Raw genomic sequence first — 17,676 nt, 5'->3', positions numbered from 1 at the left:
GGAGCAGCCCGGTAGCTCGTCAGGCTCATAACCTGAAGGTCGCAGGTTCAAATCCTGCTCCCGCAACCAACAAAAACAGCCGCCCACACCGGGCGGCTTTTTTGTTGGTAACGGATACAGATTTTAACATGACCAGGGGCCCGTAAGGAGGACAACCTCCGACGCAGAAGGGACAAAACCCGATGAAGTCCTGCTCCCGAAACCAAATTCGACAACAGCCTCATCCCGTAAGGGGTGAGGCTGTTGTCGTATTAGGGTGGGGGATAAAGGCGAAAACCTCCCAGGGCCCCATCAAGGAGGGCACAAGCCCGACGCAGAAGGGCAAAAAACCCCCAAATCCTGCTCCCGAAACCAAAATCAGCCCGAATGGCCAAAGCCTGCGGGCTTTTTCTGTTTCAGGACGGACCGATCATCTGGTCCGGGCGTACGAGGTCCTCGAATTCCTGTGCGGTCACATAGCCCAGTTTCAGTGCTTCTTCTTTCAGTGATGTCCCGTTTTTGTGCGCCGACTTTGCGATTTCGGTTGCCTTGTCGTAACCGATCGCGGGAGCGAGTGCGGTGACCAGCATCAGCGATCTTTCCATCAGTGCCTTGATGTTGTCCTTGTTGGCCTTGATGCCGGAAACACACCGGTCGGCAAAGCTTCTACTGGCATCCGCGAGGAGCTTGATGGATTGAAGCATGGCATAGGCCATGACCGGCTTATACACGTTCAGTTCAAAGTGACCCTGGCTCCCGGCTACCGAGATTGTTGTCTGGTTCCCGAAAACCTGCGTGCAGACCATCGTCATGGCTTCGCACTGTGTCGGATTGACCTTGCCGGGCATGATCGATGACCCAGGCTCGTTTTCCGGCAGCGAGAGTTCCCCAAGGCCGGATCGCGGGCCCGAACCGAGCAATCGGATGTCGTTTGCGATCTTGAAAAGGGATGCAGCGATTGTGTTGAGCGCGCCATGCGCAAAAACATACGCATCATGCGCGGCAAGGGCTTCGAACTTGTTTGGTGCCGTTCGAAACGGGAGCCCTGAAATGTCCGCGACTTCGGCGGCGAATTGTTCTGCGAACTCTTTTTTTGTGTTGAGCCCCGTGCCTACGGCTGTTCCGCCCTGGGCGAGTTCATAAAGGCCGTCGGAGGCCTCAAGGAGACGCTGAATTCCAGCTTCAATTTGCGCCGTATAGCCACCGAATTCCTGCCCGAGCGTGAGCGGGGTTGCGTCCTGCGTATGGGTCCGTCCGATCTTGACGATGTCTGCCCACTCATCAGACTTTGCCTTTAAAGAGTCCTTCAGATGGTTGAGAGCGGGGACCAGACTTTGATGGATTTCCCGCGCCGCAGAAATATGCATCGCCGTTGGAAACGTGTCGTTCGACGACTGGCTCATGTTGCAATGATCATTCGGGTGCACCGGTGCTTTTGTGCCGATCTCGCCGCCGAGGATTTCTATTGCACGGTTCGCGATGACTTCGTTTGCATTCATGTTCGACTGTGTTCCGGACCCGGTTTGCCAGACCACAAGTGGGAAATGGTCATCAAATTTGCCTGCGGCAACCTCGCCAGCGGCCTTCGCGATCGCGCCTGCCAGCTCGGGGGCAAGTTTACCCTGACGCTCGTTTACCTTCGCCGCAGCCTGTTTGATGATACCGAGTGCATGAATGAGCGGGAGTGGCATGGTTTCGCCGCCAATCGGAAAATTGATGAGCGATCGGGCGGTTTGTGCGCCATAATATTTGTCACCCGGGATTTCCAGTTGGCCGAAGGAGTCGCTTTCTGTGCGAGGCGGAGTGGACATCGGATCCTCCTAATGATCTTGCAGATTGCGGCACTTGGATGAAGGCTCAAACCCTTCCCAAGATATAGGATATTTTTGCCAAACCGCTCGCGTGAAACCGGAACAGCCTGTGTCACGAGACTGTGTGGACCTCCGGCGGTGGCTCATTTCGCGGCACATTCCGGCAAGGCTCTTGCTTGATGGGTACTGCCGGCCCGTTGTAGAAGACCGTATCATTGAGGAGGGCTTTGGCGATCGGCCCTTGCCTTCAATTCGCGAGATTGTTCAACGAACCGGTGCACACCGGTTTCAACGGAAGCACGCTTTGGAAGACCTTTACCTGACGCCGCTGACCGGTTCCATCCTTTTGGTTCTGGTCGTCGGATGCGGTCATCTTTACCGGGATAACTGGAAGAAGCAGGAGGACGGGTGGCGTCGCCGGGCCTGGCTTTACGGGCTACCTGCCGGACTGGGTCTTCTGGCCCTGGCATTTCTGCCGCTGAAATTCTGATCGCCGTTTGTGAACCTTTGACAGCGCACCAGTGCATGCGCCGTTCCTGACGTTCAGTGACAAAAAACCGGCACTCACGTGCCGGTTTTACTTTTGGGGGCTTATTATCCGCCGAAGTCGTCGAGCATGATGTCCTCGCGGTCAACACCCAGCTCAAGCAGCATGTTGATGACCGAGGAGTTCATGATCGGGGGACCGCACATATAAAACTCGCAATCTTCCGGCGCCGGGTGCTCTTTCAGATATTCTTCGAAAAGCACATTGTGAATGAAGCCGGTATAGCCGTCCCAGTCATCGCCGGGTTGCGGATCGGAAAGGGCAACATGCCATTCGAAATTCGGGTTTTCCGCTGCCAGCTGGTCAAAGTCCTCGACGAAGAACATTTCGCGTTTCGACCGGGCACCGTACCAGAAGGTGATCTTGCGCTTCGAGCTGAGCCGCTTGAGCTGATCGAAGATATGGCTGCGCATGGGTGCCATGCCAGCGCCGCCGCCGATGAACACCATTTCCTTTTCGGTGTCTCGGGCGAAGAACTCGCCAAACGGACCGGAAATCGTCACCTTGTCACCGGGCTTCAGGTTGAAGATGTAGGATGACATCTGACCCGGAGGAATGCCCTCTGAGCCAGGAGGTGGCGAGGCGACCCGGACGTTGAGCATGATCATGCCCTTTTCTTCCGGATAGTTCGCCATGGAATAGGCGCGCTCGATCGGAACGTCGACCGTGGACTTGTACTGCCATAGGTTAAACTTGTCCCAGTCCTCGCGGTATTCCTCCTCAACGTCGAAATCGGTGTAGGAGAGGGCGTGCGCCGGTGCTTCGATCTGGATGTAACCGCCGGCCCTGAAGTTGACGTCTTCGCCTTCGGGCAACTCGAGAACAAGCGCCTTGATGAAGGTCGCCACGTTCTCGTTGGAGCGGACCGTGCATTCCCATTTCTTGACGCCGAAGACCTCTTCGGGCACCTCGATGTCCATATCCTGCTTGACGGCAACCTGACAGGAGAGACGGTCGCCGCAGGACGCCTCACGCTTGGTGATGTGGCTCTCTTCGGTCGGCAGGATTGAGCCGCCGCCGGAGTGGATTTTCACCCTGCATTGCGCGCAGGTGCCACCGCCGCCGCAGGCGGACGGCACAAAAAGCTTCTCTTCGGCGAGTGTCTGCAGCAGCTTGCCGCCGGCAGGAACCGAAATCGTCTTTTCGCCGTTGATGGTGATGTTGACGTTCCCGGTCGATACGAGCTGGCTGCGGGCGACCATGATGATGGTTACCAGTGCGAGCACGATCAACGTGAACAGGACGACGCCGAGGCTGAATGTTTCCATTCCGATCGTCTCCCTTAGAGTTTGACGCCGCTGAAGGACATGAAGGCCATGGCCATCAGACCCGCGGTGATGAATGTGATGCCGAGACCCTGAAGGCCGTCCGGAACATCCGAATATTTAAGCTTCTCGCGGACGCCGGCCATAGCGGTGATCGCGAGCGCCCAGCCAAAGCCGGAAGACAGGCCGTAGGTTGTTGCCTGTGCAAAGTCGTAGTCACGCTCGACCATGAACAGGGATCCGCCGAGGATGGCGCAGTTCACGGTAATCAGAGGCAGAAAGATGCCGAGTGCGTTGTAAAGCGGCGGGAAGAACTTATCGAGAATCATTTCCAGGATCTGTACCATCGCCGCGATGACACCGATATAGGTGATCAGGCCAAGGAATGTCAGATCGACATCGGAAAACCCGGCCCAGGCGAGCGCGCCGGGTTTCAGAAGATAGGTCAGCAACAGATTGTTTGTCGGTACGGTGATCGTCTGTACGACCATGACCGAAATGCCGAGACCGATTGCCGTTGAGATTTTCTTCGAAACGGCAATGAAGGTGCACATTCCGAGAAAGAAGGACAGCGCGAGGTTCTCAACGAAAATCGCTTTGACGGCGAGTGAGATCAAACCTTCCATCAATGGGCCTCAACGGTCTGGATCTTGAATTCGCGTTCCTCGACCTGTTTCGGCTTCCAGGTGCGGAAGGCCCAGATCAGAAGACCGATGATGAAGAACGCCGATGGGGGCAGCAGCAGCATGCCGTTCGGCACGTACCAGCCGCCATTGTTGACGGTTTCCAGAATGGTGATGCCAAACAGTGAGCCTGCGCCGAAGAGTTCGCGAATGAAGCCGACCAGCATCAGGATCAGGCCATAGCCGAGCCCGTTGCCGACGCCGTCGAGAAACGATGCGACTGGCGGGTTCTTCATGGCGAACGCCTCCGCACGCCCCATCACGATGCAGTTGGTGATGATGAGGCCGACGAAAACAGAAAGTGTTTTGGAGATCTCGTAGGCAAAGGCCTTGAGGATCTGGTCGACCAGGATCACCAGCGACGCGATGATCACCATCTGCACAATGATCCGGATCGAGCCAGGAATGTGGTTGCGCAGCATGGAAATGAACATGGAGGAGAAGCCGGTTACGGCAATCACCGCAAGCGCCATCACGAAGGACACCTGCAAGGAAGATGTCACGGCCAGCGCTGAACAGATCCCGAGAACCTGCAGCGTGATCGGGTTGTTGTCGACAAGCGGGTCGACAAGCAGTTCCCTGCGTTTCTGTGTCATGAGATCTCTCCTGCCTGCAGGTTGTTCAAGAAGGTCGCGTAACCTTCTTCACCCATCCAGAATTTAACGAGATTGTCGATGCCGCGCGATGTCAGTGTCGCCCCGGCCAGTGCGTCGATATGAAAGTCATTGCCTGCGGGCGGTGCTGTCTTGTCGACCGTGATCTGCAGGTTGCCGCTGTCGTCCCTCAGTTTTTTACCGGCCCACAGCGCCTTCCAGCGCGGGTTGTCGACTTCCCCGCCAAGGCCCGGTGTCTCGGCGTGCTGATAGAATTGGAGCCCGAAGATGTCGTTGCCATTGTCTTCCAGCGCGATGAACCCATAAAGCGTCGACCAGAGACCGTAGCCGTGGACAGGCAGAATAACCTTGTCGATCGACCCGTCCTCCTTGCGCAGGAGGTAGATCGTCTTGAAATTCGACTGACGGCCGATGCCGGCCGGATCGTTGGCGAGCGCACGGCTCAGATCAGGATCGGCGGCGGCAGCCTGCTCATCGAAGGTCGCGACATCGAATTCATCTGTGAATTTGCCTGTCGTGAGGTCGAGCACATGGGGCTCGAATGCTTCGAATGCTTCCCTGACATTTTCTCCCGGAGTGTAGACCCCAGCTACCTGAAGGATGTTGATGCGTTTGTCGCGCAGTTTGTTCTCTTCCTGGATCGGTCGCAGCGACACGGCTGCAACGGATACGACCATCGAGGCGAACAGGCAAAGCGTGATGGCGACGAAAAGCGTTTTCGGAATCGAATCCGTCGGCAGGTCCAAAAACCGCCTGAGCGGGCCCTTGCCGCTGTTGTTGTCGGGAGTGTTGTCAGCCATAGCGGCGCAGTCTCCGTTTGATATTCGCCTGAACGACGAAATAGTCGATCAGCGGTGCGAAAACGTTGGCAAACAGGATGGCGAGCATCATGCCTTCCGGGAACGCCGGGTTGATAACGCGGATCAGGACTACCATAACGCCGACGAGTGCGCCGTAGAAATACCGGCCCATGTTCGTATGAGATGCCGAAACCGGTTCAGTGACCATGAAAGCCAGACCGAAGGCGTAGCCGCCCAGAACGAGATGCCAATACCAGGGCATTGCGAACATCGGGTTCGTACTGGATCCGATCAGGTTCAAAAGGAGAGATAATCCGATCATGCCCGCCATACAGCCCACAATCAGGCGCCAGTTGGCAATTTTTGTTATCAGCAGGAACGCTAGGCCGATCAGGCACGCCAGTGTCGAGGTCTCTCCCAGGCTTCCCGGGACGAAACCGATGAAGGAATCCCACCAGGTCATGCCGGACGCCGCAAGTTGCTGGAAGCCTTCCGACGCGCTGACGGACAGCGCGGTCGCGCCGGAAAAGCCGTCGACAGGCACCCAGACGGTGTCACCGGACATCTGTGCGGGATAGGCGAAGTAGAGGAAGGCCCGACCCGTGAGTGCGGGATTGAGAAAGTTCTTGCCCGTCCCCCCGAAGACTTCCTTGCCGATCACCACGCCAAAGGCGATGCCAAGAGCAACCTGCCAAAGCGGCGTCGAGGCTGGAAGGATCAACGTGTAGAGCATCGAGGTAACCAGGAAACCCTCGTTGACCTCATGGCCCCTGATGGTCGCGAAGACGACCTCGCAGATACCGCCGGCGACCAGCGTCGTAATATAGATGGGGAAAAAATAGAGCGCGCCGTGCGCGAGGCAGGCAAAGACGTTTGTCGGATCAAGGCCGATGCCGAATGCCTGCAGGATCCAGATGCGCCACCCGGTCTGGGCCTCCGGCCCGAGTGAGGCGAGCGCGGAGTTGGCCTGCCATCCGGTGTTGTAGAACGCGAACAATATGCAGGGGATCGTGGATATGACCACATACGTCATGATCCTCTTCATATCGACGTAACTGCGCACGTGAGGCGCGTTTTTCGTTACGGTTTTCGGCGTGTAGACAAAGGACTCCACCATTTCGTAAATGGGGAACAGCTTTTCGTATTTTCCGCCTTTTTCAAAAAGGGGTTCGATACGGTCAAAGAACTGGCGCAGACCCAATGTATCAGCCCTCCTTCTCGATTTTTTCCAGGCATTCGCGCAAGGCGATGCCGTATTCGTACTTCGCAGGACACGCAAATCCGACGAGACCGAGATCTTCCTCATCGAGTTCAAGCGCGCCGAGCGCCTGTGCCGCATCCGTGTCCTTGATCAGAAGTGCCCGCAGAAGCTGGGTCGGCAGGAAATCCTGCGGCATCAGCTCTTCAAATGTTCCGGTTGGAACCATCGCACGACGCCCGCCGTTCAGGTTGCTTGTCAGCGCGTAAAGCTTTTTGGCAAAGGCTGAGCCAAGCACAGGTTGAACGGCATATTTCCCGGGCATCGGCCGGATCCAGCCGAGCGGGATCTGCTTCTTGTCTTCTTCAATCATCGAAATCTGGCGATGATAGCGTCCAACGAAACTCAAGGGACCTTCCGCTTCGCGCCCGCTCAGAACGGAGCCGGACAGAATGCGGGGTATAACATCCGCAGCGAATTCGCCTTCCGTAAGGTCTTCGATCGAAGCACCGCGGATTGTGCGCACAAGACGTGGGTTTTTGGCAATCGGACCACAGAGGGATACGACAAGCGCCGGGTCCAGATATCCGGTTCGTGCAAGCGCGCCGATGGCAAGAACGTCCTGGTATGAAATCGTCCAGACCGGCTGTTCGGCGCGCGGTGGTGTCAGAAAATGCATATGGGTCCCGGCCAAACCCGACGGATGCGGTCCAGTGAAGCCTACTGAAGTGACCCCGGCCTTTCCGGCGCCATCAAAGGCAAGCCCGGGTGATTGGCACAGGTAAGTCGGGCCATCCGAGAGCTTGGAAACGGCAAGGAGGCCTTTTTCAAAATCTTCCGGACGCTCCTCGATGATCATATTGGCGTCTGCAGCAAGCGGCTCGCTTTCCAGCGCTGTGACGTATATCGCGAGCGGTTTGGAATCCGTTTGCGGCACCTTGGAGTAGGGGCGGGTCTTGAAGGACGTCCAAAGACCCGCTGCGCAGATGGATTTGCGAACCGTATCCGCGTCGGCGTCGTCGGGAATGCCGCCGAATTCAATGCCCTTGTCATCAAGGTCATCGGCTTCGATGACGACACTTTGCAGAACGCGCCGGGCACCGCGATTGATTGCTCTTACGCGGCCGGTGACAGGGGACACAATCACCGCATCGGGATTGTCCTTGTGGAAGAAAAGGGGTGTTCCCCGCTTTACGTCATCCTGATCCTGAACCAGGACTTTCGGCTTGAGGTCGATGTAATCCAAACCGACCAGCCCGACCGAACGAACGGTTTGCCCCGGGTGGATCTTTTGCTCTGGCGCGCCCTGGAGTGGCAGGTCCAGACCTTTTTTGATGCTAATTGTGTCCATCTTCAACCCGCTGCGGATGTGGAGCGTACCGCAGTTTTCAGTTCGCTATCGGTGATGGTGAATCCGACTTGCCGCCCACGCTTTTCAAGCCGCCACCGATTGGTCAACGCGACAGCATTTATTTGAATGCCGGCAGAAAAACAACTGGCGTTCTTACTTAAAAAACAGTATCAGCCCCCTAACTGAGCCCACGCGTTCGTCCAAGTGCGCACCATGCACCAGGCAAGGTTAACGCATCCTTTGGGATTTGCCCAATAGACCACACGCAATCCGACGTTCGATGCCATGAAAAAGACACTCGCCCTCCTCGCAGCTCTTACGGTTTCGGCCTGTTTCGGCGATGAGCCGGCGAAAGTCATTACCCTTTCAGGCGAAACGATGGGCACGACCTACAACATTTCGGTGGTCGGCCCGCCGGAAGGTGTTGAGGAGAGCGCACTTGCCGGGGATGTCGAAGCGGTTCTTGCGGATGTGAATGCCAAAATGTCCAACTGGGACAAGGCATCGGAAGTGTCCCGGTTCAATGTCTCCTCTGAAACCGGTCCGGTCTCCGTATCGGGCGATTTCGTGACGGTGATGTCGGCTGCAAATGAAGTGCACACGCTCAGCGACGGCAAATTCGACGTTACGCTCGGACCTCTGATTGAGCTTTGGGGCTTCGGCCCGCGCGAACCGGCAGACCCGGTGCCTTCGGATGCGGATATCGAAGCTGCACTCAATTTTGTCGGTCAGGCAGACAAGCTGTTGCTCAAAGCGGCAGATTCCACGCTTACAAAATCCGCTCCCGAGGTCGGCATCAATCTGTCGGCCATCGCCAAGGGGTTCGGGATAGATGCGGTTGCAGGCAAACTCAAAACGCTCGGTATCGAGAATTACATGGTTGAAATTGGCGGCGACCTCGTGACGGCCGGGCGCAATGCGGAAGACCAGGCCTGGCGTATCGGTATTGAAAAGCCGGAGCCTGGCGAAAAAGCGGTCGAGCTGATCGTGCCGTTGGAAAACAAGGGTCTCGCGACATCCGGCGACTATCGCAACTTCGTGGAACACGACGGCGTGCGGTATTCCCACATTATCGATCCGGTCACAGGAAAGCCTATTACGCACTGGACGACATCGGTGAGTGTTGTGGCTGAAGACGCCATGATGGCGGACGCCTGGGCGACCGCGATGCTCGTCTTGGGGGCTGAAAGAGGACTTGAGATCGCCGAAGCCAACAACATTGCCGTTTATTTCATTTCCCGAGATGAAAATGGCGACAAGAACACATATGTTACCAAGGCCAGCAGCGCGTTCGAGACTTTGCTGAAGGCCGACTGAAACATCAACAGGCATTGCCTGGAAGACTGACATGGCTACTTTCCTGATTGCGTTTGTTTTGCTTGTGCTTGTCGTGGCGGGCATGTCGCTCGGTGTCATTTTCATGGGGAAGACCATCAAGGGAAGCTGCGGGGGACTCAACGCGATCTCCGGCGCCGACAAATGCGTTGTGTGCCAGAAAGACGTCGATCCAGACAGTCCGCTGCGCGACAAGCTGCAGTGTCCGCGAGCGCGCAAGATGCTTGATAAAATGGAAGAGCCGGCCGAAGCGGTCTGACATGTTGTCCTAACAGCTGTCTGAAGTACCAAGTTCCGATGACAGGCACGGCGTGCTCATCCTGCAGCAGGTCAACTCACCGTAATTCCACCGACTTTTGGGCGTATCATATTCCGATATCCTGTCGTAAGCTTCAGCTGCGAACGCTGAACTCAACGGTGAGAAGGAAGTCCCCATGGCCCCCAGTTCCTATCAGGCTCCCATGCGCGGCGATACTGAGGATAAAAGGACGGTCAGTCAGTCCGTGGACACAAATCTCGGATCGACGACGAGCACTGTTTCCAAGATTCTGGAGAAAAAGGGTTCGAACGTCTTTTCCGTATTACCGAGCGATACTGTCAAGACAGCGGTCGAGGTGCTGCGCGACAAACGTATCGGCGCTTTGCTGGTGACGGACGAAAGCGGCGGGATGATCGGTATCCTTTCTGAACGCGATATCGTGCGCAAACTTGCCGAAACACCAGGCCAGACGCTTCCACAGCAAGTGGAAGGCCTGATGACGCGCGAGGTGAAAACCTGCGCACCGTCCGATCCGCTGGTCACCGTTCTGAAAATGATGTCCGAAGGACGGTTCCGCCACCTGCCGGTCCTGGAAGACGGCAAGTTGTGCGGCATGATCACAATCGGTGACGTCGTCAATTATCGCCTGACCGAGCTTGAATACGAAGCCTTGAAAATGAAGCAGATGATCGTCGGCTGAAGCGCCGCGGTCCTGGTCACCGTATCAATTGACCTGATTGCCGTCGCGCGGTGCGCATCTCATGTGCGCCAGCGCACGGATGCCCCGTCGATCGTGTGTGCCGTGTTTCATATGAGCGCAACGTCGATCGCCGCCATTCCTGCATTTGCCGCTGCCTGAAGTCCCTGGGCACTGTCTTCAAAAACGAGACAGGTCTTTGGCGGCGTTTTCAGCCGGTTGGCTGCTTCCAGAAACAGATCCGGTGCCGGCTTTGCATGTTCGACATCATCAATCGTCACGATTGTGTCGAACAGGGGCATCAGACCTGAAGCTTGCAGAGAAGCCTCGACGATTTGCCTCGATCCACCCGACGCGACCGCCATCGGCACATGTCCGTGTTTCGCGCGAGCGATCGAAGCGACTCTCGGGATTTCCTGAACGGATTGAATGTTCTGCAAGATATACTGGCGCAGATCCCGAACGGTCCGATCGCGGTCGAACGCGATTTTCTTCTCCGCTTCGAAAGCGTCCATCAGAACGTGTTCCGACATGCCTGCACGTTCGTGATACCAGCCCGCGTCCATTTCCAGTCCTGCCTGACTGAAGGCGTGTTGCCAGCCGGCGGTGTAGAGGTCGGGTGTTTTCAACATTGTGCCGTCACAATCGAAAATCAGCGCATGCGCCTTGCACAGGAGATGGTCAATAGACTGCTTCGGCGGATGCGTGGCAGCTCTGTTTATCTGTATTGTTTTCAACGTTCTGCGTGTTTTCCCGGTCATCGGATGCCGACGCTGGATTGGCGCTCGATGAGCTTCACATCGTAGTGCCTGAGATCGGGAGGGCGTTCGCCATCCACGATCCAGGAGAGCATTGTTTGCGCGGAACTTCGCCCGAAGTGCTCGGTGTTGCATCTGACGGAGCTGAGACGGGGAAAGACAAGCGAACTTTCCTCTATGTCATCGAAACCGACGATCCGAAAATCTTCGCCGACCTTCACACCTGCCTCCGCAAACCCGGAGATCATGCCGAGTGCAACAAGATCCGAGAAACAGATCGCCGCTTCCAGGTCAGGATGTTCGGACGCGATCTGAAGAGCGATGTCCCGGCCAAAAGACCGGGACGGCCTGCCGTGAAACGTCTGAGCCTTAAGTCCTCGTTCGCGCATGACGGCGCTATAGCCCGACATTCTCTCGTTCGTTATCGGGCGGTTCTTGAGGCCACCCGCAAAAGCAATTTTCCGGCATCCCAGATCGCATAGATGATTTGTCGCCAACTGGCCGCCGACAGCGTAGTTGTGTGTCGCGAACGGGAAGACATTCGTGCGATCGTCGATTTGCCGAAGGACCTGCAGCGTTGGAATACCGGCGCGCTGAATGGGATCGAACGCGTTGGCGTCACCACCGTAGGCCGGAGAGATGACGAACGCCGAAACACCGTGTTCGATCATGGAATCGATCACCTGTGCCTGTATTTCGGGATCCTCGTCGGTGTTCGCAATGACCGTCGCATATCCCTTGCGCGCGAATTCCATCTGCGCGCTCGCGGCAAACTCCGTGAAGAACGGGTTGCGCAGGTCGTTGATAATCAGACCGATCAGTCCGGACTCAGCGCCCCGCAATCCGGCGGCGGACCGGTTGTAGACATAACCGAGGTCCTTGATTGCCTTTTTGACCTCATCGCGTTTCGATTGCTTGACCAACGGGGAATTCTGCAGCACGAGCGAAACCGTTGATTTCGACACGCCGGCCTTGTCGGCAACGTCCAGAATTGTTGGTCTTTTCTTCATTCACGCCCGCCCCCGGCAGAATTCATTCAACGCCGTGAAGCTTCAAGAGCAGTCCCATGCGCTCGACGGCAATGTCAGGCTTTGACAGCAAACGCGCCTTGTCCGCAAGCCTGAAGACCTCCGCATAGTGGGAAATTTCCCGAGAGGACTGGAAACCGCCGGGCATGATGAAGTGGCTTTGGGCATCGTTCAGCCAGGCGAGAAATGCGATGCCAGCCTTGTAAAACTGCGTCGGTGCCTTGAAGATTTCCCGGCTAAGCGGGACCGTCGGACGAAACAGATCGTGATAGGTCTGCAGATCACCTAGCGCGAGCGCTTCGAGCGCCTGGCTGGCTGCAGGTGCAATCGCCGTGAAGGCCCCGAGCAGTGCGTGCGAATAGTGCTGGCCGTCGCCTTCGATCAGCTCCGCATAGTTGAAGTCATCTCCGGTATAAAGGTGGACGCCGTCCGGAAGACGCGCGCGCAACTCTTCTTCATAGGATTTTTCCAGAAGCGAGATCTTGATGCCGTCAACCTTGGCGGGGTTGGCTTCTATGATCGCAAGAACCGTGTTCATTGCCGTTGCAACATCGCCGGAGCCCCAGTAGCTCTTGAGCTTTGGATCGAACATGTCCCCGAGCCAGTGCAAGATAACCGGTGCGGCTGCCTGCTCCAAAAGCCTTTCATAGACTTGAACGTAGTCGTCTGCGGTTGCACCGATTGCCGGGAAGGCCTGCGAAGCCATCAGGATGACCTGGCCACCCGATGCCTCGATCGCTTCCATCTGTTCGGAGTAGGCCGCCAGAATATCGTCCGGTGTCCGGTAATCTTCCCGAGGCTTCTGGTCCGTTCCCGCGCCGCAGGCGACGCGCGGCTGCAGCGGGTGTGCTTTCGCGTCGCGCATCGTGCGCTCGATCAGTTCTTTTGCCGTCGGCCAGTCGACGCCCATGCCCCTTTGTGCCGTATCCATCGCTTCGGCAAGGCCAAGGCCCTGATCCCAGAGCCAATTGCGGAAGCGCAATGAATTCTCCCAGTCGACAGCAGGCGATCCAAGCCAGGGATCGCGTTCTTCAAGCGGTGAAGAGACGACGTGCGCGGCGGCAAACGCGATGCGATTGAGCGGAACGTGCGGCGCGCGCGGGATCAGGGGCTCGCCGGTCAGCCGATAGGTTTCAAGCCTGTTGTCGAGTGTCGGAAGGGTCAGCATGTTCATCTCCAGCGTCTTGCGTCACCCGTCATGCAGCGACCGGAATGTCGAGAACCAGAATTCCGTCGATGCCGCCAATCGCGTTGGCCACCAGCTTTGCCCCAAGGGCTTTGTGATCGGGGTGGGTCTGGTAGCGCTCAAGCGCGTCCCAATCCTCAAAGTCGACGACAAAGCCGTGCATGTAACCGCGTTCGATCTTCTCCGGGCTTTCGCTGCGGCCGGACGTGATGTCCAGAATGCCGGGCACCTGATCGCGGATCGTGCGCAATTCCTGAAAAAGACCGGCGATCGCGTCTTCGCTGACGCCGTCCTGGAACTTGATAAGAACGATGTGTCTGATCATTGAGTGTCACCGTGATCCTGTTTGATCATGTCGGCCCCTTTTTCGCCGATCATGATGGCTGCTGCATTCGTGTTGGATGAAACGACCGTCGGCATGACCGAGGCGTCGATGACGCGCAGGCGCGAAAGGCCGTTGAAGCGCAGTCTGGGGTCAAGCACAGCCTTGTCGTCCGCGCCCATCCGGCAAGTGCCTGCCGGATGGTGAGATGTCTTGGAGTGCTCGCAGATAAAGTTGAAATAGTCTTCATCGGTTTTGACATCGGGGCCGGGCAGACGCTCGGCCTTGATAAAGGATTTGAGCGGCCCCTGCGCCAGGATCTCCTGGGTCAGTTTCAGCCCGCGTATTGACATGTCCCGGTCCTGGGGATCCTGCAGATAGTTTGGGTCTATCAGCGGCGCATCGTTCGGATTGTCGCTTTGAAGGCGAACGCTTCCGCGCGAACGAGGCCTCAGGTAGCACGAGTTCAAGGTGACACCACCGTCCGGCATGGCGGCAACGCCCGATTCGATGCCGGTTCCAAGACCGAGGTGAAATTGCAGGTCAGGTGAACGTGCTTCGGGATCGGCGTACCAGAAGCCGCCGGTTTCAAAGAGTGAGGAGGACACTGGCCCGCGTTTCGTGAAGAGGTATTGCAGACCGGCAATCGCCGACCAGTGCATCTTGGCATAGCGGTCGTAGGTGTGGGGACCACTCACCTCGCAAATGCAGTAGAGGTCCAGATGATCCTGCAGGTTCGCGCCGACCTCGGGCTGGTCGTAGACCACGTCGATGCCAAGGCTTTTCAGATGATCGGCGGGACCAATGCCGGAAAGCTGCAGCAATCTGGGCGACCCGATTGAGCCGGACGACAGAATGACTTCTTTGCTTGCCGTGAGGCGGGTGCCGTCAGTGAGTTCAACGCCTGTCGCAGCACCATTCTCAACGACGATACGGCGGACCTGCGCCCCGGTCTGAACGTGAAGGTTCTGCCGGTTCCGGTTCGGTGCCAGATAGGCCATCGCCGCCGAGGAACGCCGTGCGTTCTTCTGGGTCAGCTGATAGTAGGCAACGCCATCCTGCTTCTCGCCGGTCACATCCTCGTTGTGAGGTATGCCGAGCTCTGCTGCTGCCTTGAAATAAGCTTCGCAGATGGGCAATGGCGCGCAGGGTTTGGAGACGCCCAAAGGTCCACCCTGGCCATGGTAGCGGTTGTTGTAAGTGTCGTTGTCCTCGGCCTTGCGGTAATAGGGCAGGACATCTTCGTAGCCCCAGCCTTCGCATCCCATCTGGCGCCATTCATCATAGTCGAGCGCATTGCCACGGGTGTAGATCTGCGCATTGATCGCCGAACCGCCACCGATCACCTTGGCCTGGGTGTACCGGAATACCCGGTCCTTCATGTGCCTTTGCGGAACCGTGTGCCAGCCCCAGGAGCCGATGCCCTTGGTCATTTTTGCAAAGCCGGCGGGTACATGAAAAAACGGGTGCCAGTCGCGTCCACCCGCTTCCAGAAGCAGGACGCTGACATCGGGGTTTTCGCTCAGCCGTGCCGCAAGCACCGATCCTGCGCTGCCACCTCCGATGATGATGAAATCGTAGCCTTTTTCCATGATGAACTCTCAAAGGCGTGGAATGGAAAGTCCGCCATCCACATTGATGACGGTGCCCGTGGCAAAAGCCATCTGCCCTTCCGCAAGTGGAAGGATGGTCGAGGCGATGTCGGCCGGATATCCCCAGCGGGCCGAAGGCACGAGGCCGTCTTCAATCCGCTTTGTGTATTTGTCTTTGACGCCGGCTGTCAGAGCGGTCTCGATGACACCTGGCCGGATGTCAAAGACACCAATGTTGTGTGGGGCGAGCCGGACAGCAAAAAGCTGCGCCATCATTGAAGCCCCCGCCTTCGAAAGGCAGTATTCGGCGCGCTCGACAGAGACCATCTGCGCACTGACTGACGTGACGAAGGTCATCGACCGATAGATGTCAGTGCATGTCTCCAGCATGCGCCGCGCAACCTCCTGTGCCAGGAAGAAAGCGCCTCGAAGATTGACACCCATCACGATGTCGAAACTGTCGGTCGTGATGTTGAGCATGTCTCCGCGCACTTTTGCCGGGACACCCGCATTGGAGACATAAGTGGTGAGCGGCCCCAATTGCTCTTCGACCCGGTTCAGGAACGCAGCATGCCCATCCACATCCAGGAGATCGTGAGTGTAATAGGCTGCACTCGGTCCCAACTTGCTCAGCGCGTCGATGACTTCCGGATCGTCGCTCCGGTTTGGAGCCAGGACTGCCACCTTGTATCCTGCGCCGATGAGGGTTTCGGAAATCGCGAGCCCGATGCCGCGCTGTCCCCCCGTGACAAGGGCTACCTTGGTCATGCGGCCAACTCCTGCCTGATTGTCTGAGCAGTCCGCAGAGACAGGGCGGCGACGGTCAGAGCCGGGTTGACTGCCGCGGATGTCGGCAGGGCCGCGGCGTCCGTCACAAACAGGTTAGGGTGATCCCAGGAACGGCAATCCGGATCAAGCACGCTGGTTTTCGGATCGTCGCCAAGGCGCACCGTGCCGCATTGATGCGAAGGCACACGGCCATCGAAGAGGCGCGAAAGCACAACAGGAAATCCGGCTTTCTTAAGTGTCGCCTTCGTGCGTGCCGCGAGCTTCTTGTGGGCCGTCACGTTGGAGCGGCGCCAGTTCAGCTGGATCTTGCTGCCCTTGAGTTGGATGCGGCTTTCAGGGTCGGGCAGATCCTCTGAAATGAGATAAAGATCGAGCGCATGTTCCGAAATCCACTTGGCGGCGAATTTCGGCAGCTGTGGCACCTGTATTTTCAGGATGTCCGGTGTGACCCGCCCAAGCAGTTGCACATTGCCGAGCGGCTTTCCGTCTTCTTTGTCTGAAAGGTACCAGTCGTTGATGCCGAAGGTTTTCTGGTAGACCGCATCGTTCCGGAAGCGCGGGTCGACGGCGATCATCGCGGTCGCGTTGTGGTTCATGAAGCAGCGGCCGACATAGTCCGAGCTGTTCGCAATTCCGGATTTGAGCAAGAGCGCTGCCGACTGCACTGCGCCTGCGCAAATTGCGACGATCGCGGGCGTCAGGTCGGTTTCCTCACCGTCCTTCTGGAAGGTGACGGAACCGATTTTTCCTGTTTTAGCGTCAACCTTGAGCGCGGTGACTTCAGCGCCCGTGATCAGCTCCACATTGTCGTATGAAAGTGCCTCCGCGAGACCACACGTCTCGGCATCCATCTTGCCGCATCGGAGATCCGGATAGCCGTCCCAGCCGGTTTCACCGGCTGAAAGCCATTTCTCGATATCGACGCCGAGGGGCAGGGAGAATGGCTTGACGCCGGCTCCTTCAAGTCTCTGGCGCGCTGTTCGGATCGCTGGTTCGTCCGGGACGGGTGGAAAAGGATAGGGACCGGCATGCGACGGTTCGGTTTTGTCCGAGGCGGTGTCTCCGCGAACCCGGTAGAGCTGTTCCGCTGCATCGTACCAGGGGGCAAGCTCGTCATAGGAAAAGGGCCAGGCCGGTGAGACACCTTCGAAATGCTCCAGATCCCCGAAGTCCTCTTCGCGGTAACGGATCAGGACCGCGCCATAGAGTTTCGAGTTACCACCGACATTGTAGTAGTTGCCGGGTTCGAACGCGTTTCCCTGCTGATCCAGCCACTTTTCCGATGAGCGGAACGCGCTGTTGGTGTAGATGCGCCAGGGGTCCCGCGCCGGGGCGTCATCAGGGATCTGGTTACCGCGCTCCAGGATCGTGATCTTCGCGCCGGACGGCGCAAGGCCGGCAGCAAGGGTTGCGCCCCCCATGCCGCTGCCGACAATCACGATGTCCGGGGCCTTCATCATCG

18 protein-coding genes are annotated in these 17,676 nt (G+C 57.5%); 4 read left to right on the top strand and 14 right to left on the bottom strand.

The features are described from left to right. Positions 1-395: 395 nt before the first annotated feature. On the bottom strand, positions 396-1,790 hold the full coding sequence (fumC, locus tag ABVF61_RS11505) for a class II fumarate hydratase (protein WP_353993647.1): 1,395 nt from the start codon (positions 1,788-1,790) through the stop codon (positions 396-398). A 109-nt stretch (positions 1,791-1,899) separates the two neighbouring features. Here fumC and ABVF61_RS11500 point away from each other — a divergent pair, with 109 nt between their 5' ends. Further along, entirely contained in the window at positions 1,900-2,280 is a 381-nt protein-coding gene (locus ABVF61_RS11500; protein WP_353993646.1) for a hypothetical protein, read from the top strand. Between the two features lie 104 nt (positions 2,281-2,384). Here the strand turns inward: ABVF61_RS11500 and nqrF are convergent, their stop codons facing one another. Genes nqrF through ABVF61_RS11470 form a run of 6 tightly spaced genes read right to left on the bottom strand, consistent with a single transcriptional unit; the run spans position 2,385 to position 8,248 of the window. Beyond that, positions 2,385-3,605: an NADH:ubiquinone reductase (Na(+)-transporting) subunit F gene (nqrF, locus tag ABVF61_RS11495; protein ID WP_353993645.1), complete on the bottom strand. Its 1,221-nt coding sequence runs from the start codon at positions 3,603-3,605 to the stop codon at positions 2,385-2,387. A gap of 14 nt (positions 3,606-3,619) precedes the next feature. Beyond that, the gene (gene nqrE, locus ABVF61_RS11490; protein WP_299482408.1) at positions 3,620-4,228 is read right to left on the bottom strand and encodes an NADH:ubiquinone reductase (Na(+)-transporting) subunit E; all 609 of its coding nucleotides are present in this window, start codon (positions 4,226-4,228) and stop codon (positions 3,620-3,622) included. Then, positions 4,228-4,881, bottom strand: coding sequence for an NADH:ubiquinone reductase (Na(+)-transporting) subunit D (locus ABVF61_RS11485; protein WP_299482411.1), 654 nt, complete (start codon positions 4,879-4,881; stop codon positions 4,228-4,230). Before ABVF61_RS11485 ends, nqrE begins: the two co-directional genes overlap by 1 nt. Next, the gene (locus ABVF61_RS11480) at positions 4,878-5,699 is read right to left on the bottom strand and encodes a Na(+)-translocating NADH-quinone reductase subunit C (protein ID WP_353993644.1); all 822 of its coding nucleotides are present in this window, start codon (positions 5,697-5,699) and stop codon (positions 4,878-4,880) included. The genes ABVF61_RS11485 and ABVF61_RS11480 overlap by 4 nt, the downstream gene beginning before the upstream one ends. Then, positions 5,692-6,900, bottom strand: coding sequence for an NADH:ubiquinone reductase (Na(+)-transporting) subunit B (locus tag ABVF61_RS11475; protein ID WP_353993643.1), 1,209 nt, complete (start codon positions 6,898-6,900; stop codon positions 5,692-5,694). The genes ABVF61_RS11480 and ABVF61_RS11475 overlap by 8 nt, the downstream gene beginning before the upstream one ends. A gap of 4 nt (positions 6,901-6,904) precedes the next feature. Then, positions 6,905-8,248 (bottom strand): Na(+)-translocating NADH-quinone reductase subunit A, encoded by a 1,344-nt coding sequence (locus ABVF61_RS11470; protein WP_353993642.1) that lies wholly within the window; start codon positions 8,246-8,248, stop codon positions 6,905-6,907. A gap of 285 nt (positions 8,249-8,533) precedes the next feature. On the opposite strand from ABVF61_RS11470, the gene ABVF61_RS11465 reads away from it, so the two are divergent. The 3 genes from ABVF61_RS11465 to ABVF61_RS11455 all read left to right on the top strand — a co-directional run bounded on the left by ABVF61_RS11465 (position 8,534) and on the right by ABVF61_RS11455 (position 10,542). After that, positions 8,534-9,565: an FAD:protein FMN transferase gene (locus ABVF61_RS11465; RefSeq protein WP_353993641.1), complete on the top strand. Its 1,032-nt coding sequence runs from the start codon at positions 8,534-8,536 to the stop codon at positions 9,563-9,565. 31 nt (positions 9,566-9,596) lie between these two features. Then, positions 9,597-9,842, top strand: a complete 246-nt coding sequence (gene nqrM / locus ABVF61_RS11460; RefSeq protein ID WP_353993640.1) for a (Na+)-NQR maturation NqrM — start codon at positions 9,597-9,599, stop codon at positions 9,840-9,842. Between the two features lie 175 nt (positions 9,843-10,017). After that, a complete protein-coding gene (locus ABVF61_RS11455; protein WP_353993639.1) occupies positions 10,018-10,542 on the top strand; it encodes a CBS domain-containing protein in 525 nt (174 codons plus the stop codon). Between the two features lie 107 nt (positions 10,543-10,649). On the opposite strand, the gene ABVF61_RS11450 is transcribed toward ABVF61_RS11455, so the two are convergent. From ABVF61_RS11450 to ABVF61_RS11420, 7 genes are read right to left on the bottom strand one after another with little or no spacing between them, the layout of a single operon-like run. After that, a complete protein-coding gene (locus ABVF61_RS11450; RefSeq protein ID WP_353993638.1) occupies positions 10,650-11,276 on the bottom strand; it encodes an HAD family hydrolase in 627 nt (208 codons plus the stop codon). A 20-nt stretch (positions 11,277-11,296) separates the two neighbouring features. Next, entirely contained in the window at positions 11,297-12,307 is a 1,011-nt protein-coding gene (locus ABVF61_RS11445) for a LacI family DNA-binding transcriptional regulator (RefSeq protein ID WP_353993637.1), read from the bottom strand. 22 nt (positions 12,308-12,329) lie between these two features. Continuing rightward, positions 12,330-13,499: a dihydrodipicolinate synthase family protein gene (locus ABVF61_RS11440; RefSeq protein WP_353993636.1), complete on the bottom strand. Its 1,170-nt coding sequence runs from the start codon at positions 13,497-13,499 to the stop codon at positions 12,330-12,332. Positions 13,500-13,521: 22 nt separating this feature from the next. Beyond that, the gene (locus tag ABVF61_RS11435; protein WP_353993635.1) at positions 13,522-13,836 is read right to left on the bottom strand and encodes a Dabb family protein; all 315 of its coding nucleotides are present in this window, start codon (positions 13,834-13,836) and stop codon (positions 13,522-13,524) included. Next, positions 13,833-15,425 (bottom strand): GMC family oxidoreductase, encoded by a 1,593-nt coding sequence (locus tag ABVF61_RS11430; RefSeq protein WP_353993634.1) that lies wholly within the window; start codon positions 15,423-15,425, stop codon positions 13,833-13,835. The genes ABVF61_RS11435 and ABVF61_RS11430 overlap by 4 nt, the downstream gene beginning before the upstream one ends. Positions 15,426-15,434: 9 nt before the next feature. Continuing rightward, positions 15,435-16,193 carry a 3-ketoacyl-ACP reductase gene (locus ABVF61_RS11425; protein WP_353993633.1) on the bottom strand — a complete coding sequence of 253 codons (759 nt, stop codon included), beginning with the start codon at positions 16,191-16,193 and terminating at the stop codon, positions 15,435-15,437. After that, the gene (locus ABVF61_RS11420) at positions 16,190-17,674 is read right to left on the bottom strand and encodes a GMC oxidoreductase (RefSeq protein ID WP_353993632.1); all 1,485 of its coding nucleotides are present in this window, start codon (positions 17,672-17,674) and stop codon (positions 16,190-16,192) included. Before ABVF61_RS11420 ends, ABVF61_RS11425 begins: the two co-directional genes overlap by 4 nt. Between the last annotated feature and the right edge of the window lie 2 nt (positions 17,675-17,676).

This window comes from Roseibium sp. HPY-6 (assembly GCF_040530035.1).
GTDB lineage: Bacteria > Pseudomonadota > Alphaproteobacteria > Rhizobiales > Stappiaceae > Roseibium.
The sequence above is the reverse complement of the archived record's forward strand: the minus strand, read 5'-3'. Positions and strand labels throughout refer to the sequence as shown.